This is a genomic window from Janthinobacterium sp. BCJ23, from assembly GCF_059617945.1.
The window spans coordinates 427,691-453,232 of the sequence record NZ_JCAQAW010000004.1 but is presented as its reverse complement, the minus strand read 5'-3'; the positions used below and the strand labels follow the sequence as shown (position 1 = coordinate 453,232).

Here is a 25,542-nt window from a genome sequence, read left to right as displayed (position 1 = left end):
ATGCGTGAAAATCTGGAAAAACTGCTGGCGCAGGGGCGCGACAACGCCCTGCTGCGCTTTGGCCTGGGCGACGCCTGCCTGAAAGAGCATGACGCCGAGCAAGCGGCCCTGCACCTGGCGCAAGCCACCGTGCAGCAGCCCGGCTATTCCGCCGCCTGGAAACTGCTGGGCAAGGCCTTGCACCAGCTGGGCCGGCTGGACGAAGCGCAGGCCGCCTGGACCACCGGCGTGACAGTGGCCCAGCAGCAAGGCGACCTGCAAGCCGACAAGGAAATGACGGTATTCCTGAAACGCCTGCACAAACAGCGCCAGGCGGCAGAGTAAAAAACTTAATGCACGTGCGCGGCGCCCTTGGCGTCGAGAGGCGCCGCCTCGCCCCGCTCTTTCGCCAGCTTCTTGGCCAGCAAACCGCCCGCTTCGGCCGCATAGGCGCGGCAGGCGCTGGCGTCGATCAGGGGATTGTCCGAGCCGCTGCGCCTGGCGGCCTTGCCCAGCACGTCCGTCGTGCCCGGATGCACGGGGATGATGATGTCGCATGGCAAGGCGGCCACCTTGGCGATGCTCGCTTCGAACGAGGCCGAAATATCGGGCGTGCCACCTTTGCCCGCGCCTTTGCCCGTATAGCGGAAATCGCCGCTCGAATACGGGTTCAGGCTATCCGCATACACGACGTCCAGGCAGCGCTGACCTTCGCACGACGTCCACGTCCATGTCGTGCCGCCGGGGGTGTGGCCCGGCGTCATGTGGGCCGTCAGGGTCAACGGTCCAACCTTGACGGTATCGCCCTCGCCCACCAGGCTGACCTTGCTTACCTTGGCCACATGCACGACGGGATCGGCCTGGTATTGCGGATCGTCCTTGCCATTGGTGCCGCTTTGCAGCACGGGGGCGGCCGCTGCGCTGGCCATCACGGTGGCGCCGCTGGCCCGCTGCAGCGCGGCGATGCCGCCCGCATGGTCCCAATGCGCGTGGGAATTGAGGATGTATTTCACGTCCTCGATGCGAAAGCCCAGCGCCTTGATGTTTGCGATGATCAACGGCGCCGATTGCGGCAGCGCGCCGTCGAGCAGGATATGACCTTGCGGACTCGTCACCAGCACGGCCGACAGGCCGGCCGTGCCCACATACCAGGTATTGCCAAAGACATTGAACGGCTTGACGGGCGCGTTCCATTCCTTGCAATTGTCGCAATTCACCGGTTTATCCTGCACAGTCACCGGCGTCTTCGCCTGCACCGTACCAGCCGCCATGGTCGCAACCGTAGCCAGCATCAACTTCGCCAATAGTGTCATCTTCATCTCCAGAGTGTAAAAAAAGGGCGCCCGCACTGGCGCGCCCGGGGGGGGTATCAATGCATGCGACCGGTCCTGTCGGCCAGGGTGTCGCGGATGTGTCCCGCGTCGAGCGAGCGCCGCTGTGCGCCGTCGGCGTCCAGCAGTACGATGGTGACGTGCTTGCCGCCGCTGCGCATGCGCATCGTCAGGCAGCTGCCCGCCTCGTGGCTGCTGCCCGTCTTGGACAGCACAATGTCCCAGCCCTTGCCACCGACCAGCGGGTTGGTGTTGTGCAAGGTGCGTGTCTTGCCATTGACGGCCACGCTCGCTTGCGGGTGGCTGGTGATGCGCGCGATGTCCGGATAGCGCGCGGCGGCCGCGACGATCTTCGCCACCTCGCTGGCCGTGGACGTATTCGCGGGCGAACTGCCGACGGGGTCCAGCAAGGTAGTACGGCGCAAGCCTAGGTGGCGGATCTTCGCTTGCAAGGCGTCATTAAAAGCCGCGCTGCCGCCAGGATAAGTGCGCGCCAGCGCGGCGGCGGCGCGGTTTTCGGACGGCAGCAGCGCCAGTTGCAACAGCGCGCCGCGCGACACGGCCACGCCATCGGCCAGCAGGCTGTGGCGCTGCAAGGACGCATCGCCATCGGCGCGCACGATGCGCACCTGCTCATCATGATCCTGCCCCGCGTCGAGCACCACCATGGCCGTCATCAGCTTGGTGATCGAGGCGATGGGCACGACGGCGTCCGCGTCTTTCGCCATCAGCACCTTGCCGCTGGCGTCATCGAACACCAGCATGTGTTTCGCGCTGACGGGCAAGTCCAGCATGCCGGCTGCGGCTTCGGCCAGGATCGCCCCGCTGACTTCGGGCTTGCCCTGCGTCTGCAGCAGCAAGGTGGCGCAGGCCAGCAGCAAGGCGGGCACGGCCATCTTCCAGCTGCCGGTATCAAGGCCGGGCGCCATCAAGCGTTCTATGCGCGTGAGCAACGCCCCGCCCCGGGCCGACATCAGCAAGCCAGAATGGTTTGGCGCGACCGTGTGCAAGGACAGCGCATGCAGCGCCGTGGCCAGCCGCTGCGGATCCTGCAGCGCTTGCGCAGCCAGGGCATCGGCCACCTGTTCGCGCTCGGCCCGCATGCGCGCCGACAACCACCAGACGACAGGGTGAAAGAACAGCAGCGCCTCGGCCACGCTTTGCAGCAGGTTGACCAGGTAATCCCAGCGCCGCACGTGGGCCAGTTCATGCGCCAGCAGCGCTTCGAGCAAGGCGACGGGCATGCCGCTCAGCAAGGCGGCCGGCAGCAGGATGACGGGGCGCCAAAAGCCCACCGTCACAGGACTGGCCAGGCCCGCGTGCAGCTTCAGCGGCGGCCGCCGGTGCAAGCCCATGCGCAGGGCCAGCGCATCGAGGCGCGCCTGCCAGACGGCCGGGGCGGCTACTGCCTGGCGGCGCAGCTTGCCGACCCAGGCCAGGCCCAGGCACAGGCGCAAGCTCATCAGGCCAACACCAGCGCTCCAGGCCAGCACCAGGGCTGGCATCCACGCTTGCAGCGCGGCGCGCCAGGCCGGCGGCGCGTCTACCGCCAGCTGGGCTGGCGATGTGCCCGACAGCAGAGACAGAAGGTGGAGCGAGGGAATGCACAGACACAGCAGCAGCGCCAGCGCGCACACGGCATAGCGCCAGCGCGCGCTGGCGTGGCGCAGCAGCCAGAGCAGGACGGCGGACACTGCGCCGACGATCACGCCCTGCCAGACAAAATACAGCAGGACCCAGCCCAGCGCAGGGACAAGCTTGCCCAACTCAACGCCCAAGCCCATGTCCAGGTTCATGGCGCGCCGCCATCCTTGCTGCGCAGGATTTTTTCGATTTCCAGGCGTTCCGCGTCGCTCACGTGCTCGCGCAGCGCCGTCAGCACGAGCGCCTTGCCGGAACCGGAAAACACCTTGCCGATCAAGTCCTTGAGCAAGCTGGTCTGTAACTTTTCCTGCGCTTCGACGGCCGCATACAGTTGCGGACGCTGGCTTTCATCGCGGCTCAGCAAGCCCTTGCCATGCATCAGCTGCAACTGGCGTAGCACGGTGGCGTAACTGGCGTCGGCACGCTCGGCGGCCAGCGCGTCATACACGGCGCGGGCGTCGGACGGACCGCGCTGCCACAAGATGCGCAGCAGGTCCAGTTCGGCGGCCGTGGGATGGGGAGTGGAGGTATTTTTTAACATGCCGCCAGAATACCGATTCTAGAACTCGATGTCTAGAACTTTTTTTCTAGCTCATGAAAAACTAAAATTCGCGCAAGCGGTCGAACAGGTCCAGCAAGGCAGCCTCATCGACCAGCACAACGCCCTGCCCGCTCAGTTGCCCACTTAGCTGCACCAGCAGTTCCGCCAGCACCGAGTAGATTTCCTCGCGCTCGACCGTCTCGATGATGCTGGCCCGCCGCTCGATCTTGTTGAATGCATCGACATAGGCGGCGACCATCGCCTCCAGCGCTGCGGCGGCCGCCGTCGCGTCCATGGCGGCATCGATGCCGCGCGTCACGGCCAGCATGTTCTTGTAGGCCAGCGCCGCCTTTTTCGCATACGCGGGAGAAATATGTTCGCGGCCATCCCAGTCGCGGAACGGGTTGAGCAGGTTGTCCGCTAGCCATTCCGGCTTGCGCGCCTTGGTCACCGACAAGTCCAGTCCCAGCGCCGCCGCCCTCTTGTAGCCGGCCTTGATGGCCTTGGCCACATCGGCGGGCAAGCTGGTCAGCCACAAGGCCGACAGCTGCGGCAATTGCGTGGCCGATGGAAACTCCTCCGCCGTGTAACCGAACAAGTCATAGGCGGTGAACATCCGCAGCTGGCTCAGTTGCGCCAGGCTGGCCATGTGCGACGCCAGCCCCGGCTTGCCCCAGATGCGCAAGGCCGTCAGATAGGGAAAGCGCCGCGCCACTTGCGCCAGGTCGACTTCCTTCATGCTGACCAGCGACAGGCCGCCCAACTGGCCGAGACCGTGGAACGGCGGCAGCGTCTGCGTGCACTGCAGTGTCAGATGGCGGCCATCGGCGTCATCGTCGATGCGCAGCGCCGGCGATGGCGCGCCGCGCAGCGCGAGCAAGCTCAAGCCTTCGTTCAAGACCAGGCTGGTAACGCCATCGGGCTGCAGGATCAGCCGGTTCAAGCCGCTGCCGGTGAAATCGAGCGCATGCACCGTCGATGATTGCCAGTGCAGCTCATTGATGAAGGGGTTGCCCTGGATAAACTCCATCAAGGCTTGCGTGCCATTGCTGGTCTCGATGGACATCAGGCAAGGCAGTTGCTCCAGCTCGGACATGTCGCCCAGCGCCTGCAAGACGCTGTCATCGATTTTCGTCGCGTCCTGCCGCAAGACCTGGCCGCCGACTGTTACTTCACGCTCGTCCGACGCGGCCTTGAATTGCTGGCGCCGCAACGGGTCGATGCGCTCCCAGTTGCGCTGGCGCAGCACGCTGTCGCCCACGTTCCAGCCGCTGCGGTAGCTGTTGACTTCCACATCGACCAGCGGCGCGATATTGCCCACGAGGGTATGACCAGGCGGCACGTTTGCCGTGGCATAGCAGTGGTCGTGGCGATTATTCCAGAAGAAATAATCGCACAGCAGCGGCCGCATGGCTTGCACGGCCGCCGCATCGGGCAAGGCGTCGCCGGTCCAGTCCAGCTCCAGTACGGCAGCGACCGGCCTGGACGATGAAACGTCCTTGATGCGGGTGACCTGGCAAGCCACATACTGCTGCAGCTCGGACGAAAACACACTGTAAACATCGCCAACATTCGGTAGCACGCAACTTCCTTTCAAAACACCTGACGGTCGAATGTTGAAAGATAGCAAAAATGACAGCGCAGCGTCGTCCTGCTCAGTCCGCGTGCAGCTTGTGGTGCATGCGCCGCAGGCCCAGCCAGACGGCGGCGGCCACGAATGGCACCAGGGCGCCGACGAGGATTTCCGGATTCACGGGCAAACCCATCACCTTGGCCGCCTTGCCCGTGTAGCTGAACAGGCCGATCACGTAATAGGAAATGGCGGCAACCGACAGGCCTTCCACCGCTTGCTGCAAGCGCAGCTGCTGCGCGGCGCGCGCGTTCATCGATTGCAGGATTTGCCGGTTCTGCAATTCCTGCACGATGCCCACGCGCGTGCGCAGCAAGTCATTCGTGTTGGCAATGCGCTGCGCCATCGCTTCCTGGCGGCTGGCCATCGCTTCGCACGTGTTCATGGCCGGTGTCAGGCGGCGGTCCATGAATTCCTCGACCGTCGGGATGCCTTCGATGCGCACTTCGCGCAACTCGTCGATGCGCGCCTTGACGAGGCCCATGTAGGCTTTCGAGGCGGAAAAACGGTAGCTATTGTCGAGTGACAACTTTTCAATGCGGGCGGCCAGGCGCGTGATGCGGTCGAGCAAGCCTTGCTCGGAGACACCGTCGTCGCTCTTGGCCAGGCCCGGTGCGTCGTCCGTGTCGACCATGGCGGCGGCCAGGGTGGCCAGTTCGTTTTCGATGGCGTTCAGCGATGGCGCCGCCTGCATGGCGTAGGGCAAGCCCAGCAAGGCCATCATGCGGTAGGTTTCGATTTCCAGCACGCGCTGTACCAATCGGCCCGACTGCTGCGAGCGCATGCCCGCGTCGCGGATGACGAAACGGCTGAAACCGTCCGACTGGATCGTGAAATCCGTCCACAACTCTCCGCCCTGCAGCACCTTGCTGCCGGCCAGGGTATTGCCCTCGAACACGCGCGACAAACCCTGCATGAATATCTCGGCAGGCTCGGTCGCCTGCTCGAGCACCACGTGGGCCGCCACCATCAGCTTGCCCTTCAAGCCCACCAGCCACTGCTGCGGCAATTGCTCCAGCGGCATGCGCTCGAACGCCTGTTCCAGGGGCAAGGCGGCACCAGGATGCTCGGCGAAGGTAAACGTGGCAAATTCCGTGTGGCATTCCCATTTCAGGCGGAAGCGGCCAAAGTCGTAATAGAAGTATTTGGCTTCGGCAGCGGGCGGCGTGACGCCGAAATGCGTGCACAGGGCCGCCAAGGTGGCGTGCTGGACCGCCATATTCGAGGCGCCCAGCGCCGCGCTGTCATCTTTATACACGGCCAGATGGGTGATCAACTCGGGGGCGTCGAGCTGCAAAAACGGCCGCGAGTGGATTTCCGCAGCCAGCGGCACGCGCAAGGCGTGGTTCAAACTGGAGTTAATCAAGTGCATGATAGCCAAAGGTAAAGTTGCAAAACTGCTTAGACCCACGCGGGTGCTGCGCTGCCGCAGCAGGGGTCTGATTGTCACAGTGTAACAAAGCAGGAAGCATGCCTACCTTTTCAAACCCCGATCATGCCGCTTTGATAACTCCGGTAGCGCCGTGCGCCGCGTTCTGGCGCGTGCCCAGCCACCAGAAAAACGCGGCCAGCGCCACGGCCGAGGCCTGCCCCAGCGCCAGCTTGAATGCGCTGTCGAACAGCAATGGTGCGACAAAACCGGACACCAGCGCAAACACCAGCATTTGCACGAAGTTTTGCAAGGAGGCGGCCAGGCCCCGCATCTGCGGGAATATGTCGAGCGTGGACATGGTCATGCCCGGCAAGGCCAGCGACATGCCGAACGCGTACAGCATCACGGGCACGACGGCGAACGGGATGCTGGCCGCGAACCAGTGGTTGTAAGCAATATTGAGCGCGCCGGTGGCCGCCATGGCCAGCAAGCCCCAGCGCACCAGCACGGTGCTTTTCACCGCGTGGGCCAGCTTGCCCGACAGCGCCGAACCGCCCACCAGGCCCGCCACCATGGGGATGAACATCCAGCCGAACGCCGTTTCCGGCAGGCGCAGCAGTTCCAAAATAAAATGCGGTGCCGACGCGATGTACAGGGCGAAGCCGCCAAAGGCGAAGGCGACGGCCAGCGAACGCAAGAGGAAAGCCCGGTGGCGCAAGGCCAGCCAGTAATTGCGCGCGATGTTGCCCGGATGAAAAGGCTGGCGCTGTTCGACAGCCAAACTTTCCGGCAAGCCTTTCAGGCAGGCCAGCAACAGCAGCACGGTGACGGAAAAGGTGAACACGAACGTCGATTGCCAGCCGTAGGCCACATGCAGCCAGCCGCCGATGATGGGGGCGATGGCGGGCGCGATGCCGAACACCATCATGATATTGGCCAGCATCTTTTGCGCGGCCGCGCCCGACAGGCTGTCGCGCACGATGGCTTGGCCGATCACCCTGCCCGCCCCCGCCGAGGCGCCTTGCATGCCGCGGAAGAACAGCAGCCAGCCAAAGCTGGGCGCGAACGCGGCGCCGATGGAGCCCACGGCAAAGATCAGCAGGGAACCCAGGATCACGGGACGGCGGCCAAACGAGTCGGACAAGGTGCCGTAGAACAAGGTCATGAAGGCATAGGCGGCCAGGTAGACGCTCAGGGTCTGCTGCACCAGCACGCTGCTGACGTCGAAATGCGTGCCGATCGCGGGGAACGATGGCAAGAAGGTATCGGTGGCGAACGGGCCCAGCATGGCCAGCCCGGCCAGCACGAGGGTCAGGTTTCTCGTCTTCATGCGTCCGCCTGCGCAGCATATTGGCGGCACAAGCCGTCGAGGGCCGCCAGCGAAAACGCGGCGACATGCCGCGCGATGCTGGCGGTGCCCGCCTCGTCATAGGTGATCTCGGGCGCCACCAGCTCATGCACGATGCGCGAACGGGCATAGAACACGGCCTGGCCGATCACGCTGAACACGCATTTCTGCACCACGTCGTCGGGCATGGCCGGCCCCACCACGCCACGGATCAGGCGAGTGAACAGCGCATGCTGCGGCCGCACATTGCGCTCGGCCAGCTTGTGGATGGCCGCCGTCGGCTCGATCAGTTCGCGCGCCACCAGGCGGCTGAACAGGGATGCGGAACCGGAGCGCAGCATGTCGGAGACGAGCGCCTCGATAGCCAGGCGCAACTGTTCCACGGGCGGCAGCTGCGCCTGCGCGCTGGCGGCGGCCACGTCCGCAGCCGAGGCGCGCGCCAGTTCGCGCGCATGGTCGAAGGCAGCCAGATACAGCTCTTCCTTGCCATGAAAATAGTAATTGACCATCGCCACGTTGACGTGGGCCGCCTCGCAGATCCTGCGCACGGACGCGAGCTTGTAGCCCTCATCGGCAAACAGCTGGACGGCCGCCTGCAGGATGCGCGCACGCGCCGGTTCGCTCTGTTTCTCGCTTTCTTTCTCGATTTTATTGTCTTGCGTCATGCCATTCCCATCATTTAAACAGCTGTTTAATATTGTGCGGAATTATATCAAACAAGCGTTTAACTTTCAGGCGGACGCAAAAAAGCCCGGCGCACCGGGCTTCTGGCCAAAATGATGGCGATCAGTGCTTCATGGCAGGCATCGGGGCCGAGGTGGCGCCCAGCGGACGCGCCACGGCATTGACTTCGATGGTTTCACGGCGCTTGTCCTCGCCTTCGACGACGAGGGTCAGCGGAATCTTGTCGCCCGCCTTCACTTGTCCTTTCAGGTCCAGCAGCATGACGTGGTAGCCGCCCGGCTTCAGTTCGACGGCCTTGCCGGCTGGCAAGGTGATTTCCTTGACCTGGCGCATGCGCATCATATTGTCCGCCATGCTCATTTCATGGATTTCCGCCACGCCGGCCACGGACGAGCGCACTTCCAGCAAACGCATCGCTTTCGGCGCCGTGATCTGCATGAAGGCGCCCGTGGCTTTTTGCTGCGGCACGGTGGCGCGCACCCACGGGTCGGTGATCTGCACGCTGGTTTGTGCGATGGCGGAGAAGGACAGCACGGCCAGGGCCGTGGACAGCAGGGTTTTCAGATGGGTCATGATTATTTCCTCGCAATGGTTATAAGGTGTATTTCGATTTCATCAGGGTCTTGATGTCCTGCACGCACTCGTCGCCCGTCAACTGGTGCTTCAGGCCCAGGCGCATGCGCCCCTCGGTATCGAGCACATAGCTGATGGCCGTGTGGTCCATCGTGTACGAGCTGCCGCTCGGCACGCGGCGGTAGAAGACCTTGTAATTGAAGGCCGTCTGCGCCGTGTTCTTCGGGTCCGTGCGCAAGCCGAGGAAGCTGGGGTCGAAGGCGCGCATGTATTCACCCAGCAACTCTGGCGTATCGCGCTCGGGGTCGATGCTGATGAAGATCACTTGCAGTTTATCGGCGTCCGGCCCCAGCTTCTGGCGGACTTCCAGCGCGCGCGACAGGGCTGTCGGGCACACGTCCGGGCATTGCGTGAAGCCAAAGAAGACCATCACATATTTGCCCTTGAAGTCGGCCAGGGTGTACACCTTGCCGTCGGGGCCGCTCAACTTGAAGTCGGGCTTGTAATCGCCTCCCGTCAAGTCAAGACCGTTGTAATGGGGTTTCGGCGCTGGTTCGCAAGCGGCAAGCGTAAGCAATCCCGCCGTGCCGGCGAGAAGGAAAAGACGACGTTTCATGATAATTCCGGCCCGATGGGCGTAGTGGATACAGTTAAGACGTGGAAGGCGTGACTGGGCGTTCAGGCGGCCGAAGGGGGACCGCGCGGGCTGGCGGCCAGCCACGCGAACGGGACTCGCGGCGCCTGGTAAAACAAGGGCGGATAGTCGTCGTGGCCCGTGATGACGGGCAGCGGCGATGAAGACGGCGGCGGCAGGCCCACGCTGCCCGCATGGCTGATGCAGAACGGGCAATGCTCGATGTGGTGCAGCACGGAACCGGTGGTGGATGTGGCGGCAGGCGCCAGATCGGCCTGCGTGTAGACGGCGCCGCTGGCCGAGCAGATGTCGACGGCGGCATTGTTCACGTTCGCGTGCTGCGAAGCAAACGCATAGGACAGGGACGGCGACAGCGCATTGAGCAGTATCGCCAGGCAGGCGAACCACATGTGCCACTGTTTGCGCTTCAATAAATATCCCATGGCCCGATTATAACGGAGTCTGGCTATCCGGGCGCCTGGCTGCGCAGGAACAGGCTGGGGCGCACGCCGGCCACATCCACGCAGGCGTCGCAGAACGCGGGGATCGAGGCAAAACCGGAGCCGGCCGCCACTTGCGCCAGGTCGCGCCCGCCATCTTCGCCATCGGCGCCCGCTTGCGCCGCCGTGTGCAGCGCGTGCGCGAGGCGCTGTTCGCGCACCAGGCTCAATAAGGCCTCGCCCTCGGCAAACAGGCGCGCGCGGGCCTTGTGCGGCGTCACTTGCCACAGGGCCGCCAGGCGCGCCGCCGTCCATTTGCCTTGCGGCGTATCAAAGATGTGCTGGGCCAGCGCCTGGCTCCAGCGCTTGCCGCCGCCGTGGCCGCCATCGGGTTCATCATCTTCCAGCGCCAAGGTGAACACGGCCGGCTTGCCCCGCCCCGGCATCACGTCGCAGGCAAAGCGCAAGAAGGCGGGCACGACGAAACTGTCGCCGCTGGCCAGTTTCTTGGTCGTGATTTCATTGTGCAAGGTCACAAAACCCTGGCGCACGGTGACGCGCAGCCGGAGCGGAAAGCGCAAGCCCAGCAAATGCAAGGGATGATCGGAAACAAGGGCCATGCGTCAGGTCAATATGGTAAACGAGCCGCCAGCATGCCACACATCGCGCGGACAGTCTGTCATCACAGCGACGCTACGCCATAACGGCGCAAACCGTCGAGGTCGACGACGCGGATCGACTGGTAGGCAATGCTGATGAGTTTCAATTCGGCCAGATGGCCCAGCGCCTGGTTCACGCGCTGGCGTGAAATGCCGGTCAGCAAGCCGATTTCTTCCTGCGACAGCTCAAGCACGCTGGAGGTGCGCGGATATAGCATGGGGTGGAACAGCTGCGCGATGGCTTGCGCCACTTGCGCGTCGACGGCCAGCAGGCGCTGGTTCTGGATGGTGGCGATGAACTGGCCCATGCGTTCGTTCAGTTGGCGGATGACGAAGGCGTTAAAGGAGAGGCTCTCGGCCAGCAGCAGATGAAACAGGTCCACGGGGACGAGGACGATGCTCGACGCGCGCACGGCCACCACGTCGTAGCGGCGCAGTTCGCGCTTGAGCACGCTGCCCTCGCCGCACCAGCCGCCGGCCGGCACGCCGGAAAACGTGGCGCCGCGCCCATCGGCGTTGTAGACAGCCAGCTTGATCAAGCCCGTGTGCACGCCGATCCAGTGCACGGACGGTTCGCCGCGCCGCGTGATGACGGCGCCCGCTTCGTAATGTTTGATCACGCTGCCGGTACGCAACAGGGTCTGATGCCGGGGATCAAGGGCCGCGAACCAGTCGTGGCTGTCGAGTTCCGGCATTGCACGTTCTACACTATCGTTGCTATCCATTCCATCCTTCAGACCTGTCACTAAGATGACAGTGATTTTCCAGCACCGGTGCTATGCTAACCGGTATCAATCCCGAAACAGGGAGCTACAAGATTCTTTTACCAGGAGACAAGCATGACAGCTGATTTCAACACCGGCCTCGGCAAAAACAGCGCCAACTACGCCGCCCTCACCCCGCTCGACTATATCGCCAGGGCAGCCGCAGTATATGGCAATCGCCTGGCAATTGCACATGGCGCCGTGCGGCAGACGTGGCAAGAAACGTATGCGCGCACGCGCCGCCTCGCCTCGGGCTTGATCAAGCTGGGCGTGGGCACGGGCGATACGGTGGCCGTGATGCTGCCGAACACGCCCGCCATGGTGGAAGCGAGCTTTGGCGTCCCCATGGCCGGCGCCGTCCTCAATGCCTTGAATATCCGCCTCGACCTGGCCTCATTGACCTTCATGCTGCGCCATGGCCAGGCGAAAGTCTTGCTGGCCGACACGGAATTTGCTGAGCTGGCGCGCCAGATGGCGGCGCAGATTCCCGGCTTGCGCGTGATCCAGGTCAACGACGTGCTGGGGCCCGAAGTGGAAGCATTTTCCGAGCTCGACTATGAAAGCTTGCTGGCCAGCGGCAACCCCGATTACGACTGGCAGCCGCCGGCGGACGAGTGGGACGCCATCGCCCTCAACTACACGTCCGGCACCACGGGCGACCCGAAAGGCGTCGTCTACCACCACCGGGGCGCGGCCCTCAATGCCCTGTCGAATATCCTGGAATGGGACATGCCCAAGCACGCCGTCTACCTGTGGACCTTGCCGATGTTCCACTGCAATGGCTGGTGCTTCCCGTGGACCGTGGCCGCGCGTGCCGGCGTGAACGTCTGCCTGCGCAAGTTCGAACCGAAGCTCGTGTTCGACCTGATGCGCGAATTGCGCATCACCCACTATTGCGCGGCGCCCATCGTGCATGCAGCCCTGGCCAACGCGCCCGCCAACTGGCGCGACGGCATAGCCTGGACCGTGCGCGGCATGGTGGCCGGCGCGCCACCGCCGGCGGCCATGGTGGCGAAGATCGAAGCCATGGGCTTTGACTTGATCCACTCATATGGCTTGACGGAAGTGTATGGCCCGGCCGCCATCTGCGCGGAACAGGATGAGTGGGCGGCCTTGAGCCAGGAAGAGCGCGCCGTGTTGAAATCGCGCCAAGGCGTGCGCTACCACCTGCAAAGCGCCGTCGCCGTGCTCGACCCGGAAACCATGCAGCCCGTGGCAGCCGACGGCGAACAGATCGGTGAGATCATGTTCCGTGGCAATATCTGCATGAAGGGCTATCTGAAAAATGAAAAGGCGACGCAGGAAGCGTTCGCCGGTGGCTGGTTCCACACGGGCGACCTCGGCGTCATGTATCCGGACGGCTATATCAAGCTGAAGGACCGCAGCAAGGACATCATCATTTCCGGCGGAGAAAACATTTCCAGCGTGGAAGTGGAGGACGCTTTGTACCACCATCCGCAAGTACTGGCCGCCGCCGTCATCGCCCAGCCGGACGAGAAATGGGGCGAGACGCCGTGCGCCTTCGTCGAATTGCGCGAAGGCGGCACGGTGACGGAAGCGGAATTGATTGCGTTTTGCAAGAACAACCTGGCCGGTTTCAAGGTGCCGAAAGCCATTTATTTCGGCCCCCTGCCCCGCACATCGACGGGCAAGATCCAGAAATTCGAACTGCGCAAGCGCATGCAGTCGGACAAGGCCATCGACGTCTGATTACTCGTGCTTGCCGGCCAGCCACGCCGGCTGCGCCACCACCAGGCGCGAGAAGCTGGCGATGCTGGCCACGGCGGCGAATCCTGCCGCCAGGCACAGCGCATACGTCGTGCCCCGGCTGGCCGAAACCGTGAAGCAATACGCGACCAGCGCCGCGCCCGTGGCTTGGCCGATCAGGCGCGACGTGGCCACCACGCCGCTGGCACCTCCGGCCCGCTCGGGCGGTGCGCTGCCCATGATGGCTTTCAGATTGGGCGCCTGGAAAAAGCCGAAGCCGATGCCGCACAAGGCCATGCGCCAGCCGATGTCAAAGACGCTGGGGTGCGCCGGTATCCACACCAGGGTCAGCAAGCCGCCAGCCAGCGCCGCCAGGCCAATGCCGCCCAGCACACCCGGCGAATAGCGGTCGCTCAGGCGCCCGGCGACAGGCGCCATCACGGCCACCAGCACGGCCCATGGCGTCATCAAAAATCCCGTCTCGACGGGCGAACGGCCCAGCGTCACTTCAAAATAGAATGGCAGAGACACAAACGCCAGCCCCTGCGCGGCAAACGTGCAGATGGCCGTCAGCGACGACAGCAGGAATAATGGACGGCGGAACAGATCGATCGGCAGCATCGGCGCCGCATGCCCCGCCTGGCGGCGCAGCAGCAAGATAAAAAAGATCACCACGGCCACCAGTTCCGGCAGCAAGGTTGACAGGGCCGCGTGATGGGCCGCATCGCCAAAGAGCAGAATCAGCAAACCGAAGGCGCCCACGTTGTACAGCGCCGTGCGCCCATCGAGCGTGTGGCCAGACAGTTTTGTCGCCGGCAGCATGCGGCTGGCGAGGAAAAAACCGGCCACGCCCAGCGGCACATTGATGGCGAACAGCCACGGCCACGAGGCCGTCGCCAGGATCAGCGACGCGGCCGTGGGCCCGATGGCGAACGCGACGGCCACCACCAGCGCATTGTTGCCAAACGCGCGGCCCAGCAAATGTTTCGGATACAGGGCCCGCAGCAGCGCCGTGTTGACGCTCATCATGGCGCTGGCGCCGACGCCTTGAAAGAGGCGCGCTACCACCAGCGACGGCAGGGACCAGGCCAGCGCGCAGGCGAGCGAGGCCAAGGTAAACAGAAACATGCCGGAGATAAACACGCGCCGGTAGCCGGCGATTTCACCGAGTGCGGAGAACGGCAGCAAGGTCGCCACCATGGCCAGCTGGTACACATTCACGATCCAGACAGAGGCGGCCGGCGTCGTGTTCAGCTCGCTGGCGATGGCCGGCAAGGCCGTGTTGGCGATCGCCGTATCGAGCGAAGCCATGCCCACGCCGATGGCCAGCGCCAGCATGGCCCATAAACGGGCGCCGGGCGGCAAGCCGTCCTCGCCTACCATGACGGCTTGCGTGTGCTGCTGCCTAGTCTGCTGCATAAATACACTACCTGTTCATCTTGCTGATCCGGGCGATACACTAGCATGGATGGGCGGACTCTGCCGGGCAGGCAAGGTCCATCACTTCTGGCAGTCGATGACCTTGAAATCTTTCGAATAACAGATGCGCAACTCGCCCGAGTGCTTTTCATAGCCGAGCCAGCGGCCTTTCAGCTGTGGGTTGTGCTGCTTCATCCACTGGAACAGCTCGTTTTTCGGCATGGTGGAGTCCGGCAACTTCAAGGCCTGGAACAGTTCGCGTTCCTTCTCGAAATATTCCTTCGCCGTATCGAAATCGCAGGCGCCATGCTTTTCCCATTCGCCCTGCAGCAAGGCTTCGCCCGGCTGCATGCACATATAGGGCAAGATGTCGGACGGTGCCAGTTTCGGCAAATTGCCCTTGCAATAGCGAGGGTGCATATCCGTCTTGCGCGGCGGCGTCACGGAAATGTCTTCGCAGGTGGCGGGATTGTTCGACTGCGCCCACAGGCCATGCACGATCCAGCCGAACTGGTTGCTCTCGGCGCACTGGAAAGCGGCCTTCTTCCACACGGCGCCACGGCGGCGCTGGCTGTCGCAAAAGCCTGGCGACCACGACAGCGCCAGCATGAAGTAATCGGTGGGCACATTGGTGCTTTGCTTGTAGCACGTGTTTTTCTCGTCCGACGGCTTCACATCGTAATCGTAGTAACTGACGTTGCGCGGAATGGCGCAGCTGGCATCGGCCGCATGGACGGCGCCAGCGGACAGGCTGAGGAAAACGGCGGCTAGCGCAGGCAAGACAGAGCGAATTTTCATCGTAATTCCTTCAAGATATAAAAACGCCGGCAACTGGGTGCCGGCGCGGTATCAGTCAAACAAGCTGATCAGCAGACCTTGTGCATCCAGCCATGTACATCGGGAGCCGTGCCATGCTGCAGACCCAGCAACGCTTCGCGCAGGGCCAGGGTAACGTCACCGTTTTCATTGTTGTTGATGGTCATTTCAAAGCCATTGGCCTTGGCCACGCCCACGGGCGTGATGACGGCGGCCGTGCCGCAGGCGAACACTTCGGTCATGCGGCCCGAGGCGATGTCGTCGCGCCATTGCTGGACGGACAATTTACGCTCTTCGGTCGCATAGCCGAGGTCTTTCGCCATTTCCAGCAGGCTGCGGCGGGTAATGCCTGGCAACAAGGTGCCCGTCAGTTCCGGCGTCACGACGGTGATCTTTTCGCCATCCTTGTAGACGAAGAACAAATTCATGCCGCCCATTTCTTCGATGAACTCGCGGTGCACGGCGTCCAGCCACACGACCTGGTCGCAGCCCTTCTCTTGCGCTTGCGACTGGGCCATCAGGCTGGCCGCGTAGTTGCCCGCGCACTTGGCTTCACCGGTGCCGCCCGGCGCGGCGCGCACGAAGTCTTCGCTGATCCACACGGTAACGGGTTTCACGCCTTTCGGGAAGTAGGCGCCGGCTGGCGAGGCGAACAGTACGAACAAGTATTCTTCCGATGGACGCACGCCCAGGTACGGGTCGGTGGCGATCATCAGCGGACGCATGTACAGGCTCTCGCCCGTGTTTTTCGGCACCCAGTTGCGGTCTTGCGCAATCAGCGCATCGCCCGCTTCCAGGAACAGCTCGACAGGAATGGCCGGCATGGCCAGGCGCGCGGCGCTGCGGTTGAAGCGCTCGGCGTTTTGTTCTGGGCGGAAAGTCTTGATGCTGCCGTCCGGCTGGGCAAACGCCTTGTAGCCTTCGAAGATGGCCTGGCCGTAGTGCAGGGACGAGGCGGACGGGTCCAGCATCAGCGGGCCGTAAGCCTTCAGTTCGCCCTGCTGCCACTTGCCGTCACGGTAAGGAATCACCACCATGTGGTCGGTGAAGATGCGGCCAAAGGCGGGATTGACCATGCGTGCGGCGCGCTCGGCGTCGGACAAGGGGTGGGCGGACGGGGTGACGACGAGATTCGGTGTGGAAGTGGTCATGGCAGCAATGGGAACTAGTGAACAGTATCCCTATTGTAGCGCCTATGGCGCCCGATCAGGCAAACGGGGATGGCTCCTGCCACGTGAAAACAGGGCACCATCATTTGCGAATGATTCTCGTTTGCGTTAAAATGTCAGCCTTCCTTCTTCCCGCCATGCCTGACGCACTGCATGGCGGCGCTATCGAAAGCCACCATGACCACTTCCTCCCTCCCCCAGTTGCGCGCCAGCACCGACGCCGTGCCCGCAGTGCGCCAGCCAAGCGCCGCCCCGCAACAGCGGCGCTGGCACTGGAACTGGAAGCAGGTATGGTTTCAATTGCACTGGTTTATCGGCATCACGGCCGGCACGGTACTGGTGATCATCGGCCTGAGCGGCGCCACCCTGGCCTTCAAGGATGAGTTACTTGACGTCATGAACCCCGGCGTGCGCCATGTGTCCGTGGAAACCCGCGCCCCGCTGACGCCGGCGCAGTTAAGTAGCATTGCCGCAGCCGAACACGGCCAGCGCGTGGCGTCGATCACCATGTATGCGCAAGCGGGCACGACGCCACGGCTGTTCTTCGCGCCGAAGAACGGCCAGCGGCGCGGCGAGTCCATTTATGTGCATCCGTACACGGGCGCGACCCAGCCTGCGCTGGCGGGTGCGGAATTTTTCGAGTGGACGGAGTCATTGCACCGCTGGCTGCTGCTGCCGCGCGATCCGGGGCGGCAAGTGGCGGGTGCGCTGGCCCTGTGCCTGCTGGGGTTAGCCCTGTCCGGCCTGTATTTGCGCTGGCCCCGCCGGCCGCTGGACTGGCGCACGTGGCTGACCTTCGATCCCGCCCTGAAGGGCCGCTCCTTTTTGTGGAATCTGCACGCCGTGGCCGGTACCTGGTGCCTGGTCGTCTACGTGGCGCTGACCTTGACGGGCATTTACTGGAGCTATGACGTGGTGCGCGACAATATCGACGCCTGGGCCGGCAAGCCGCCAAGGATGGCACAGGCGCCCGCGAAAAAAGGCGGCGGCAAGGAGAAGGCGCCCGCCGTCGACATCAGCCTGGCCTGGACCAGCTTCCAGCAGCACGCCGCCGGCTGGACCCTGGCCAGCGTGCGCCTACCCACGCGCGCCGGCGAAGCCGTGCAATTCACGTGGCTGGCCAGCGATGCGCCGCACGAGCGGGCGCGCAGCCGCATGAGCATTGCACCGGCCGACGGCACGGTCACGGAAAACGAACCTTACAGCCAGCAGGGGCTCGGTGCACGCCTCGTCAACATCATTTATCCGCTGCACATGGGCACGTATTTCGGCTTGCCGGGCCGCATCATCGTTACTTTGGCCAGCCTGGGCCTGCCCCTGTTCGCCATCACGGGCTGGATGCTGTACCTGGGCCGCCGCAAGGCAAAACGGGCAATCCAGGCGCAGCGCGCCATGCTGGGCGCCGGCGCAGCGGACAAGAAAAATACCGGCTTGCCCACCCTCGTCGCCTACGCCAGCCAGTCGGGACAGGCCGAGCGCCTGGCCCTGGAAAGCGCGCGCGCCCTGCAGCAGGCCGGGGTCGCCGTCGACGTGCAGTCGCTGGACCGGTTTGATCCTGCGCAATTGCGCCAGTACGAACGGGCGCTGATCATCGCCAGCACCTTTGGCGAAGGCGAGGCGCCGGACGGCACGCGCCGCTTCGCGCGCCTGCTGCACGCAACATCGGGCACGCCGCTGGCGGGCCTGGAATTCGGCATGCTGGCCCTGGGCGACCGCCATTACAGCGCCTTCTGCGGCTTTGGCCATGCGCTGGCGCAGCAATTGCAAGCGCTGGGCGCCCATCCATTATTCCCGCTGATCGAAGTGGACAAGCACGACCCCGCCGCCCTGGCCGACTGGTCCCAAGCACTGGCCCGCTGCAGCGGCAGCGCCATCGACGCCATCGGCGTACAGGAAGAAGCGTCGTATGCCGAGTGGCGCCTGGCGCGGCGCGTGCTGCTCAACCCGGGCAGCCTGGGTGGCGAATTGCATGAAATCACCTTGACGGGCCCTGCCGGCGCCAGCTGGGAAGCGGGCGCGCTGGCGGAAATCATCGCCCGCAACGCGGATGGCAGCGAGGGCGATGCGCACCACGCGCCCCGCAGCTATTCGCTCGCTTCGCTGCCATCCGATGGTGAACTGCAATTGCTGGTGCGCCAGGAACGCCATGCGGGCGAGGACAACCAGGGATTTGGCGTCTGTTCCGGCTGGCTCACGCGCTTCGCCCCGCTGGGCAGCCCCATCCGCCTGCGCCTGCAAACCAACCCCGCCTTCGCGCCCGCCCTGGTCGACGTGCCCTGTATTTATATCGGCAACGGTTCCGGCCTGGCCGGCCTGCGTGCCCACCTGCGCGCGCGCCAGCGGACGGGGCTGGCCCGCAACTGGCTGCTGTTCGGCGAGCGCCAGCAAGCTTTTGACAGCGTCTGCGGCGAAGAGTTGCAAGGCTGGCTAGACGCTGGCCACCTGGCGCGCCTGGACAAGGTCTTTTCGCGCGATGGCGAAACCCGGGAATACGTGCAAGACCGCCTGCGCGCCAACGCGAATGAACTGCGCGAGTGGCTGGCGCAAGGCGCCATCGTCTACGTATGCGGCAGCCTGCAAGGCATGGCGGCAGGAATCGATGCTGTACTGCAAGAAGTGCTGGGCCAGGAGGGCCTCGACGCCCTGCTGGCGGCCGGACGCTACCGCCGCGACGTGTATTGATCTGCCTCAGCCCATCGCCAGCACGGCCCGGCTATGTGGGCAGGCGCACAGTCAGCACCAGCCATCGGACTAGAGTGGAGGCATTCCCACCCACTGCCTGCGAGGCTAGCCATGAAAAATCCCTGGATGAGCATGTACCTGAGCGCCGCCAACCGCATCGCCAACACGGCGCGCGGCCACGCCACGGCCGCCGTCAAGCGCGAGGCGGCGAAAAATACGCGGCAGTTGACGCAAGTGTGGTTCGATTCCTTCCTGCCGCCCACAGGCAAGCCACGGCGCAGCCGCAAGGCCAAATAGGCCCCTGGCAGCAGGCGAACTGGTGCAGTGCATCACAGCAATAAGTTGAAGTTACGACCAGGTGAACTAAACTGCAAGCATGGTAGTACATATGGAAGTGACCGGCAGGCGCCGCATCCCCGCGCCGCCGCCGGGACACCGGGAGACGACCATGTTGACGCTCAAAGTGCTGGCCTGCCTTGCCCTGTCGGCCCTGATGCTTGCGCCCCTCGTGCTGAGGGATACGATGCAGCTATCCGCCGGGCAGCAGTTGCAGGTGCCCAATGTCGATGCGCATGCCATGTGGAGCCATTGGCCTCGGCAATAAGACGCGTGGCTGAGAAAACACCGCTGACCGCGTTGCCGTGCCTCGTCGTACATTCGTACTGCCTTCGGCACGGCGCCTTGCCAGCGGCGTTTTTCAGCGGCGCTCGGTAACGCGGCGCATCGCTGAAACCGCTTTATTACGGAGGGGAAATTGGTTCCTACATCCATTTGTTTTTGCTTTGTTTTCCTCGCCCCCTCTTCACCATACTTTTGATCCAGGTCATGGATTTCCCTCTTCGCTGCGCCCACACTGGAACAGTCCGCTTCGCACCGCGACGGACTTAACCGGGAGCATCGGCATGGGTAAATCGCATTGGAAGGATGAGATGGCGCTGGGTGTTCCCGTCATCGACGAGGCGCATGAGGCGCTGTTTCAGGAGCTGGCGCGGCTGCAGCAATTGGGCGACCAGCATTTCAGCGTGGCGTTTCGCGAACTGATTGCGGCCGTCGAACGCGATTTCCGCGAGGAAGAGGATTTGATGGAACAAATCGCCTTTCCCTCGCTGGCCAACCACCGCGAACAGCATGCGCGCGTGCTCAGCGGCTTGCACCATGCATGGGCCGCCGTCGATGAAGGCGACCTGGAACAGGGACGCCATGCGCTGTCGCTGTTGCCGCAATGGCTGATCTTCCACCAGGCCACCATGGACCTGGCCCTGGCGGCGGCGCTGGAACTGGTGCAGCGCCAGCCCAACTAGCCTCTACAGCAGCAGCACCGTCGCCTGCTCGGGCATGACCACGCGGTAGTGTCCCGGGTATTTGTCTTCGCCATCGAAAATCTTGCAAAACACGGGCTGGTTGATGTCGTTGACGGCCTGCTCGTTCATGGGCAAGGTGGCGATCAATTGCTCGCCATCCATCAACTGCAAGGCACTGCCCCGCTCGGCCGCGCAAAAGGCCAGCGATTGCACGTCGCTGGCGAACGGCCGCTTGTACCACGGCGTGATGGCCCGCACGGCGCGCCGGGCGTCGCGCAAGACTTGCCCCACACGCGTGACGTTCCACGCATCGCGCGCCACGGCGGGCTGAAGCACGATATTCGCCGTCAGTTCTCCCCTGCCCTTGTTCACCAGGAAAGTGCCATCTTGCGCGGCGATGTCATCGTTGAGCGGCACGACAAACACGCCGCCGTCCGACACCTTGATCGGCATGGGCGCGCCATTGCCTTGCAAGGCTACGCGCACGTCGTCGATGGTGGCGCTCAGCTTGGCAGGAATCAGGCGCAGGGCCATGACCACGCTGCCGCTCGACACTTGCCACACTTTCCTGGCCGTCAGATAACTTTCGCGGTAAGCCGTGAAGCGCACGCGCGGCGCCTTGGCGTCGCTGCTGGCCGTGATCGTCACAGTTTGCGGTGGCAGCGCCTCTTCCGCTGGCGCGGCGGGCGTGACCGGCGCAAGAGGTGCTGGCATGGTATCGGTGGCGGGCGGCACGCTGGCGCTCTGCAGCGGCGCGGGAACTGCCGGCGGCGGCGCGAGTTCCTGGGCCTGGCCCAGCGACACGACACACAACCATCCGGCACAAGCGATCCATGTACGCATGCATTTCTTTCAATGAGGAAAATATTTGTCAGCGCCTGCATTATCGCAGAAGGCCAGACCTTACGCCGCCATGGGCTTCTGCACAGTTTTGGTGCGCACGCTTGATTATTTGGCAAATACCACCTATATTGATAATGATTCCTATTCACGAAATTGAAGGGAATCGCGCGCCCTTCCTTTCCACTGCCCGTCAGCGCCGGGCCTTGCGGTGGAACTGCTATCCAAGCCAGACCACGGGCCAGCGTCACGCCATCCCCCCAGCTACTGCGCACCTCGCCAGACGAGATAGGAACACTCACGACTAAAAATATTCCAGGAAAATGATGCAATCAACGACAGTCTCCTCTTCTTCGCGCCAGCCCGCCTTGCGCCGCCTCCCCCGTCTGTTACACATCAGCTTGCTGAGCCTTGCCGCCGGCGTGGTTTTGCCCGCACAGGCCGCCGACGCGGCCGACGTCACCATGCCGGCCGTCACCGTGCTGGGCCAGTCGACGGCGACGACGGAAGGCACGCAGTCGTACACGGCCGGCGAAGCGCGCAGCGCCACGCGCATGGAGCTGACTTTGCGCGAAACGCCGCAATCGGTCAGCGTCATCACGCGCCAGTTGCTCGACGACCTGGGCGCCGTGCGGCTGGACCAGGCGCTGGCGCAGACGACGGGCATCCAGGTGGGCCAGAACGACACGGAGCGCACGCGGTTTTATGCGCGCGGCTTCGGCATCAACAATCTCCAGATCGACGGCATGGCGCGCGGCGGCAATGCGCCGCTGCAAGACACGATCCTGTATGACCGTATCGAAGTCGTGCGCGGCGCCACCGGCTTGATGGGCGGCACGGGCGATCCGTCGGCCACCATCAACATGATACGCAAGCGGCCCACGAAGGAATTCCAGGTCAGCGCCGGCCTCATCATGGGCCGCTGGGACGACCAGCGCTTCGAAGCCGACCTGTCCACGCCGCTGAACGCGGAGGGCAGCGTGCGGGCGCGCACGGCCCTGGCCTGGCAAAAACGCGATTCCTACCTGGACATGTATCACGAACACAAGACGGTCGGCATGGTCATCGTCGAGGCGGACTTGCGCCCCGGCACCTTGCTGACGGCCGGCGTCGACTTCCAGGACAACAAGCCCACGGGCGCCACCTGGGGTGCCGTGCCTTACTGGAATGCGGATGGCAGCCTGGCGAACTTGCCGCGCAACACCAGTTTCACGACGCCATGGAGCACCTGGGCCAACAAGCAGCACACGCTGTTCACGTCGCTGGACCAGCGTCTGCCCGGCAACTGGAATATGCATCTGGGCTACGCGCGCACGGAAAGCACGAACCGCACCACCGTCGCCTATGCGGGTGGCGGCCATCCAGACCCGACCACGGGCGCAGGCATGCTCCTGTGGACGGGCGCCTATGGTCCGGGCAAGACCACCAACGACAACTTCGACCTGTACGCCAGCGGCCCGTTCACCTTGCTGGGACGCAAGCACACGGCCATCGTCGGCTGGAACGGCGGCAACCAGCGCGCCCGTTCGCTCGGTGGCGAGGCGGACATCGATTACCCGGCCTTCGTTCCCGATTACCGCAGCTGGACGGGCAACATTCCCCGCCCCGTCTTCCATCCGGACGGTTCGCACTCGGAAACCATTACGCGCCTCGCGGGCGGCTATGTCGCCACGCGTTTGAGCCTGGCCGATCCACTGCACGTCATCATCGGCGCGCGCACGAGCACTTACCGCACGGATACGCGCAACTACGATACACGGGGCCTGCACACGGACAATAGCGACTTTTCCGAGACGCGCAATGAAGTGACGCCCTATGTGGGCGCCGTGTTCGACATCAACAAACAATATTCGGCCTATGCCAGCTTCACGCAGCTGTTCAACCCGCAATCGAGCAAGGACCGCAACGACAAGTTTTTGCCGCCGGAAACAGGCGACAATGCCGAGCTGGGCATCAAGGGGGAATTCTATGAAGGCAAGCTGAACGCATCGGCCGCCCTGTTCCACACGAAGAAAAAGAACCTGGCGGAACTCGACCGCACGGTGCCGCCCGGCTTCTTGCTGCCCGACGGCGGCCAGGCCATGGTGGCCAACGGCAAGGGCGTGACGGCGAAGGGCGTCGAGTTCGACGTTGCCGGCCAGATCACGCCCGCCTGGGAAGCGAGCGGCGGCTATACCTATCTGCACGCGGCCGAGGCCGATGGCCGCCGCGCCGCCACCACGCAGCCGCGCCATTTGCTGCGCCTGGCCACCAGCTACCGTTTCGACGGCAAGCTGGCCGGCTTGAGAGCGGGCGCCAGCATGACGGCACAGAGCGCCACCTACAGCGAATCGTGGTATGGCCGCCCGCCATCGAACGCGATCACAAATATCCCGCAAGCGGGCTATGCGCTGGTCAACGCCATGGCCAGCTACGCGCTCAACCGCCACGCCAGCGTGCAACTGAACGTGAATAACTTGCTCGACAAAAAGTACTACCGCAACGTGGGCTTCTTTGACGGCGTGTTCTGGGGCGAACCGCGCAACATCAGTCTCTCCGTGCGCACGGCGTTTTAAACACGCCAGTGCGCGGGCGCCGGCAGGGTAAATCCTTCCAGCAAGGAACCGCCCACGGGCGCCAGCACGGCGGCGGCGACTTGCTCGAAGGCGCGCTGGCCGGCCGGCAAGTTGCTGGCAACCAGGCGCAGCGCACCGTCGAGCTGCGCGGCGATGGCGGCGTCAAATGTCTGCAGGCGCCGGAACAGATGCTTGCCGCCGCCGCTCCATTCGCCGGCCGCGCGCAAGTGCAGGTCGGCCAGTGCTTCGTACAGCTGGCAAGCGACAGCCAGCGCCTCGCCCGGGTGCGTGCTGTCGACCAGGTCTTCCAGCGCGGTGGTGATGGCATAGCGGCGGCGCTGCAGGTTTTCCACGTCGAGCACGGGCGGTCCGGCCGTCTCGATGGCGTGCGCCAGCGCATGCAGCCGGGCGTAGGCATCGCCGGCAGCGACAATGTTTTTCCCTTCGACCACCATCATCGCCAGCGGCACCTTGCCGCCGGGCGCATCCATTTCCTTGCAAAAATACGTGAACGTGGACATGTCGTGCCCGAACAGTTCCACCGTGCGCCCTTCGGCGACGAGGGTGTCGCGCCAGGCGCAGTCGACGTGGTCGAACAGCAGCAGCAGGTCGATATCGGAAGTGGCCGTTTGCCGGCCCGTGGCGAACGAGCCGCCGATGATGGCCGCCACGGCCGAGGGATAGCGTTCGTGCACCAACCGCAGGGCAATGGCGCGGATATCGTCATAAGTGGGGATCGTCGTCAAAGCCTGTGCTCCATGCCGAAAACGCCATCCTACACGCAATATGCGGCATGCCGCCATCCTGCTACACTGGCACCATCTGACCGAGGAACAAACATGGAATACGACTGCATCGTGGTGCCCTCGCCCGTGGGCGAGCTGACCCTGGTGGCGCGCGGGGAAGCCCTGACCGCCATCCTGTGGGAAAACGACAAGCCGAACCGCGTGCGTCTGGGCGCCATGCGCGTCGATGACGGTTGCGTCGTGCTGCAGGAAACGGCGCGCCAGCTGGCTGAATATTTCGCCGGCACGCGCCAGCAATTCGACGTGCCTCTCGACTTTGCCGGCACGCCATTCCAGCAGGAAGTGTGGCGCGCGCTGCTGACGATACCGTACGGCCAGACGCGCAGCTATGGCGAGATCGCGCGCCAGATCGGCCGCCCCGCCGCCGTACGCGCCGTGGGTGCAGCCAATGGCAAGAATCCCATTTCCATCATCGCCCCCTGCCACCGTGTCATCGGCGCCACGGGCGAGTTGACGGGCTTTGCGGGCGGCTTGCATGCCAAGGAATCCTTGTTGGCGCTGGAAGGCATCACCCTGTCCAGCGACCGCGAAGCGCTGAAGACGGGCCATGCCCGGCGCCGCGCTGTTCAAATAGATACGGCGCAAGGCTGTCTGTTTTAGGCTGCGGCATCGCTTCCCTTGTGGGATACTCACGCCCTCCGCTCAAGC

At 64.0% G+C, this 25,542-nt stretch carries 25 protein-coding genes; 8 read left to right on the top strand and 17 right to left on the bottom strand.

Annotated features, from left to right (window positions below):
- Positions 1 to 324, top strand: coding sequence for a tetratricopeptide repeat protein (locus AC54AG_RS16315; RefSeq protein ID WP_070304382.1), 324 nt, complete (start codon positions 1 to 3; stop codon positions 322 to 324).
- Between the two features lie 5 nt (positions 325 to 329).
- Here AC54AG_RS16315 and bla read toward each other — a convergent pair whose 3' ends face one another.
- The 12 genes from bla to AC54AG_RS16255 all read right to left on the bottom strand — a co-directional run bounded on the left by bla (position 330) and on the right by AC54AG_RS16255 (position 11,530).
- Positions 330 to 1,271, bottom strand: coding sequence for a subclass B3 metallo-beta-lactamase (gene bla / locus AC54AG_RS16310; protein WP_496630954.1), 942 nt, complete (start codon positions 1,269 to 1,271; stop codon positions 330 to 332).
- A 77-nt stretch (positions 1,272 to 1,348) separates the two neighbouring features.
- Positions 1,349 to 3,106: a M56 family metallopeptidase gene (locus AC54AG_RS16305; protein ID WP_331777821.1), complete on the bottom strand. Its 1,758-nt coding sequence runs from the start codon at positions 3,104 to 3,106 to the stop codon at positions 1,349 to 1,351.
- The gene (locus AC54AG_RS16300) at positions 3,103 to 3,495 is read right to left on the bottom strand and encodes a BlaI/MecI/CopY family transcriptional regulator (RefSeq protein ID WP_034757543.1); all 393 of its coding nucleotides are present in this window, start codon (positions 3,493 to 3,495) and stop codon (positions 3,103 to 3,105) included. The genes AC54AG_RS16305 and AC54AG_RS16300 overlap by 4 nt, the downstream gene beginning before the upstream one ends.
- A 61-nt stretch (positions 3,496 to 3,556) precedes the next feature.
- Positions 3,557 to 5,077 carry a hypothetical protein gene (locus AC54AG_RS16295; protein ID WP_496630952.1) on the bottom strand — a complete coding sequence of 507 codons (1,521 nt, stop codon included), beginning with the start codon at positions 5,075 to 5,077 and terminating at the stop codon, positions 3,557 to 3,559.
- Positions 5,078 to 5,150: 73 nt separating this feature from the next.
- Positions 5,151 to 6,497 carry a DUF3422 family protein gene (locus AC54AG_RS16290; RefSeq protein WP_331777819.1) on the bottom strand — a complete coding sequence of 449 codons (1,347 nt, stop codon included), beginning with the start codon at positions 6,495 to 6,497 and terminating at the stop codon, positions 5,151 to 5,153.
- A 121-nt stretch (positions 6,498 to 6,618) separates the two neighbouring features.
- Positions 6,619 to 7,827: a multidrug effflux MFS transporter gene (locus AC54AG_RS16285; protein ID WP_496630951.1), complete on the bottom strand. Its 1,209-nt coding sequence runs from the start codon at positions 7,825 to 7,827 to the stop codon at positions 6,619 to 6,621.
- Positions 7,824 to 8,510, bottom strand: coding sequence for a TetR/AcrR family transcriptional regulator (locus AC54AG_RS16280; protein WP_319992772.1), 687 nt, complete (start codon positions 8,508 to 8,510; stop codon positions 7,824 to 7,826). The genes AC54AG_RS16285 and AC54AG_RS16280 overlap by 4 nt, the downstream gene beginning before the upstream one ends.
- 121 nt (positions 8,511 to 8,631) lie before the next feature.
- Positions 8,632 to 9,102, bottom strand: coding sequence for a copper chaperone PCu(A)C (locus AC54AG_RS16275; RefSeq protein WP_496630949.1), 471 nt, complete (start codon positions 9,100 to 9,102; stop codon positions 8,632 to 8,634).
- Between the two features lie 19 nt (positions 9,103 to 9,121).
- Positions 9,122 to 9,718 carry an SCO family protein gene (locus tag AC54AG_RS16270; protein WP_496630947.1) on the bottom strand — a complete coding sequence of 199 codons (597 nt, stop codon included), beginning with the start codon at positions 9,716 to 9,718 and terminating at the stop codon, positions 9,122 to 9,124.
- Positions 9,719 to 9,780: 62 nt separating this feature from the next.
- On the bottom strand, positions 9,781 to 10,167 hold the full coding sequence (locus tag AC54AG_RS16265; RefSeq protein WP_496630946.1) for a DUF2946 domain-containing protein: 387 nt from the start codon (positions 10,165 to 10,167) through the stop codon (positions 9,781 to 9,783).
- A gap of 35 nt (positions 10,168 to 10,202) precedes the next feature.
- On the bottom strand, positions 10,203 to 10,796 hold the full coding sequence (locus AC54AG_RS16260; RefSeq protein WP_496630944.1) for a helix-turn-helix domain-containing protein: 594 nt from the start codon (positions 10,794 to 10,796) through the stop codon (positions 10,203 to 10,205).
- 62 nt (positions 10,797 to 10,858) lie between these two features.
- Complete coding sequence (locus AC54AG_RS16255) at positions 10,859 to 11,530, bottom strand: Crp/Fnr family transcriptional regulator (RefSeq protein ID WP_496630943.1); 672 nt, start codon at positions 11,528 to 11,530, stop codon at positions 10,859 to 10,861.
- A gap of 144 nt (positions 11,531 to 11,674) precedes the next feature.
- Between AC54AG_RS16255 and AC54AG_RS16250 the strand changes: the two genes are divergently transcribed.
- Entirely contained in the window at positions 11,675 to 13,309 is a 1,635-nt protein-coding gene (locus AC54AG_RS16250; RefSeq protein WP_072454619.1) for an acyl-CoA synthetase, read from the top strand.
- Here AC54AG_RS16250 and AC54AG_RS16245 read toward each other — a convergent pair whose 3' ends face one another.
- The 3 genes from AC54AG_RS16245 to AC54AG_RS16235 all read right to left on the bottom strand — a co-directional run bounded on the left by AC54AG_RS16245 (position 13,310) and on the right by AC54AG_RS16235 (position 16,692).
- Positions 13,310 to 14,725 carry an MFS transporter gene (locus AC54AG_RS16245; RefSeq protein ID WP_496630941.1) on the bottom strand — a complete coding sequence of 472 codons (1,416 nt, stop codon included), beginning with the start codon at positions 14,723 to 14,725 and terminating at the stop codon, positions 13,310 to 13,312.
- 81 nt (positions 14,726 to 14,806) lie between these two features.
- A complete protein-coding gene (locus tag AC54AG_RS16240; RefSeq protein WP_496630940.1) occupies positions 14,807 to 15,523 on the bottom strand; it encodes a ribonuclease T2 family protein in 717 nt (238 codons plus the stop codon).
- A gap of 68 nt (positions 15,524 to 15,591) precedes the next feature.
- Positions 15,592 to 16,692, bottom strand: a complete 1,101-nt coding sequence (locus AC54AG_RS16235; protein WP_496630938.1) for a branched-chain amino acid aminotransferase — start codon at positions 16,690 to 16,692, stop codon at positions 15,592 to 15,594.
- A 195-nt stretch (positions 16,693 to 16,887) separates the two neighbouring features.
- Between AC54AG_RS16235 and AC54AG_RS16230 the strand changes: the two genes are divergently transcribed.
- The 4 genes from AC54AG_RS16230 (at position 16,888) to AC54AG_RS16215 (ending at position 20,693) form a co-directional block, all read left to right on the top strand.
- The gene (locus AC54AG_RS16230) at positions 16,888 to 19,392 is read left to right on the top strand and encodes a PepSY domain-containing protein (RefSeq protein WP_496630936.1); all 2,505 of its coding nucleotides are present in this window, start codon (positions 16,888 to 16,890) and stop codon (positions 19,390 to 19,392) included.
- 111 nt (positions 19,393 to 19,503) lie between these two features.
- Positions 19,504 to 19,689 carry a hypothetical protein gene (locus tag AC54AG_RS16225; protein ID WP_099402374.1) on the top strand — a complete coding sequence of 62 codons (186 nt, stop codon included), beginning with the start codon at positions 19,504 to 19,506 and terminating at the stop codon, positions 19,687 to 19,689.
- A 151-nt stretch (positions 19,690 to 19,840) separates the two neighbouring features.
- On the top strand, positions 19,841 to 19,996 hold the full coding sequence (locus AC54AG_RS16220; protein ID WP_161781522.1) for a hypothetical protein: 156 nt from the start codon (positions 19,841 to 19,843) through the stop codon (positions 19,994 to 19,996).
- 298 nt (positions 19,997 to 20,294) lie between these two features.
- On the top strand, positions 20,295 to 20,693 hold the full coding sequence (locus AC54AG_RS16215; RefSeq protein WP_070304367.1) for a bacteriohemerythrin: 399 nt from the start codon (positions 20,295 to 20,297) through the stop codon (positions 20,691 to 20,693).
- A 3-nt stretch (positions 20,694 to 20,696) separates the two neighbouring features.
- Here the strand turns inward: AC54AG_RS16215 and AC54AG_RS16210 are convergent, their stop codons facing one another.
- Entirely contained in the window at positions 20,697 to 21,536 is an 840-nt protein-coding gene (locus AC54AG_RS16210; RefSeq protein WP_331777810.1) for a hypothetical protein, read from the bottom strand.
- Between the two features lie 323 nt (positions 21,537 to 21,859).
- Between AC54AG_RS16210 and AC54AG_RS16205 the strand changes: the two genes are divergently transcribed.
- The gene (locus tag AC54AG_RS16205) at positions 21,860 to 24,088 is read left to right on the top strand and encodes a TonB-dependent siderophore receptor (RefSeq protein ID WP_496630934.1); all 2,229 of its coding nucleotides are present in this window, start codon (positions 21,860 to 21,862) and stop codon (positions 24,086 to 24,088) included.
- Here the strand turns inward: AC54AG_RS16205 and AC54AG_RS16200 are convergent.
- Positions 24,085 to 24,834, bottom strand: coding sequence for a nucleotidyltransferase domain-containing protein (locus AC54AG_RS16200; RefSeq protein WP_496630932.1), 750 nt, complete (start codon positions 24,832 to 24,834; stop codon positions 24,085 to 24,087). The two genes, AC54AG_RS16205 and AC54AG_RS16200, sit on opposite strands and share 4 nt — an antisense overlap.
- A gap of 93 nt (positions 24,835 to 24,927) precedes the next feature.
- Here AC54AG_RS16200 and AC54AG_RS16195 point away from each other — a divergent pair, with 93 nt between their 5' ends.
- Positions 24,928 to 25,494 carry a methylated-DNA--[protein]-cysteine S-methyltransferase gene (locus AC54AG_RS16195; RefSeq protein WP_331777807.1) on the top strand — a complete coding sequence of 189 codons (567 nt, stop codon included), beginning with the start codon at positions 24,928 to 24,930 and terminating at the stop codon, positions 25,492 to 25,494.
- Positions 25,495 to 25,542 lie beyond the last annotated feature (48 nt).

Excerpts from the sequence above, each read along its gene's own strand:
- AC54AG_RS16315 (WP_070304382.1), top strand. The coding sequence starts at position 1 with ATGCGTGAAAATCTGGAAAAACTGCTGGCGCAGGGGCGCGACAACGCC.
- bla (WP_496630954.1), bottom strand. The coding sequence starts at position 1,271 with ATGCTGGCTACGGTTGCGACCATGGCGGCTGGTACGGTGCAGGCGAAG.
- AC54AG_RS16305 (WP_331777821.1), bottom strand. The coding sequence starts at position 3,106 with ATGAACCTGGACATGGGCTTGGGCGTTGAGTTGGGCAAGCTTGTCCCT.
- AC54AG_RS16300 (WP_034757543.1), bottom strand. The coding sequence starts at position 3,495 with ATGTTAAAAAATACCTCCACTCCCCATCCCACGGCCGCCGAACTGGAC.
- AC54AG_RS16290 (WP_331777819.1), bottom strand. The coding sequence starts at position 6,497 with ATGCACTTGATTAACTCCAGTTTGAACCACGCCTTGCGCGTGCCGCTG.
- AC54AG_RS16285 (WP_496630951.1), bottom strand. The coding sequence starts at position 7,827 with ATGAAGACGAGAAACCTGACCCTCGTGCTGGCCGGGCTGGCCATGCTG.
- AC54AG_RS16280 (WP_319992772.1), bottom strand. The coding sequence starts at position 8,510 with ATGACGCAAGACAATAAAATCGAGAAAGAAAGCGAGAAACAGAGCGAA.
- AC54AG_RS16275 (WP_496630949.1), bottom strand. The coding sequence starts at position 9,102 with ATGACCCATCTGAAAACCCTGCTGTCCACGGCCCTGGCCGTGCTGTCC.
- AC54AG_RS16270 (WP_496630947.1), bottom strand. The coding sequence starts at position 9,718 with ATGAAACGTCGTCTTTTCCTTCTCGCCGGCACGGCGGGATTGCTTACG.
- AC54AG_RS16260 (WP_496630944.1), bottom strand. The coding sequence starts at position 10,796 with ATGGCCCTTGTTTCCGATCATCCCTTGCATTTGCTGGGCTTGCGCTTT.
- AC54AG_RS16255 (WP_496630943.1), bottom strand. The coding sequence starts at position 11,530 with ATGCCGGAACTCGACAGCCACGACTGGTTCGCGGCCCTTGATCCCCGG.
- AC54AG_RS16250 (WP_072454619.1), top strand. The coding sequence starts at position 11,675 with ATGACAGCTGATTTCAACACCGGCCTCGGCAAAAACAGCGCCAACTAC.
- AC54AG_RS16245 (WP_496630941.1), bottom strand. The coding sequence starts at position 14,725 with ATGCAGCAGACTAGGCAGCAGCACACGCAAGCCGTCATGGTAGGCGAG.
- AC54AG_RS16240 (WP_496630940.1), bottom strand. The coding sequence starts at position 15,523 with ATGAAAATTCGCTCTGTCTTGCCTGCGCTAGCCGCCGTTTTCCTCAGC.
- AC54AG_RS16235 (WP_496630938.1), bottom strand. The coding sequence starts at position 16,692 with ATGACCACTTCCACACCGAATCTCGTCGTCACCCCGTCCGCCCACCCC.
- AC54AG_RS16230 (WP_496630936.1), top strand. The coding sequence starts at position 16,888 with ATGACCACTTCCTCCCTCCCCCAGTTGCGCGCCAGCACCGACGCCGTG.
- AC54AG_RS16225 (WP_099402374.1), top strand. The coding sequence starts at position 19,504 with ATGAAAAATCCCTGGATGAGCATGTACCTGAGCGCCGCCAACCGCATC.
- AC54AG_RS16220 (WP_161781522.1), top strand. The coding sequence starts at position 19,841 with ATGTTGACGCTCAAAGTGCTGGCCTGCCTTGCCCTGTCGGCCCTGATG.
- AC54AG_RS16215 (WP_070304367.1), top strand. The coding sequence starts at position 20,295 with ATGGGTAAATCGCATTGGAAGGATGAGATGGCGCTGGGTGTTCCCGTC.
- AC54AG_RS16210 (WP_331777810.1), bottom strand. The coding sequence starts at position 21,536 with ATGCGTACATGGATCGCTTGTGCCGGATGGTTGTGTGTCGTGTCGCTG.
- AC54AG_RS16205 (WP_496630934.1), top strand. The coding sequence starts at position 21,860 with ATGCAATCAACGACAGTCTCCTCTTCTTCGCGCCAGCCCGCCTTGCGC.
- AC54AG_RS16195 (WP_331777807.1), top strand. The coding sequence starts at position 24,928 with ATGGAATACGACTGCATCGTGGTGCCCTCGCCCGTGGGCGAGCTGACC.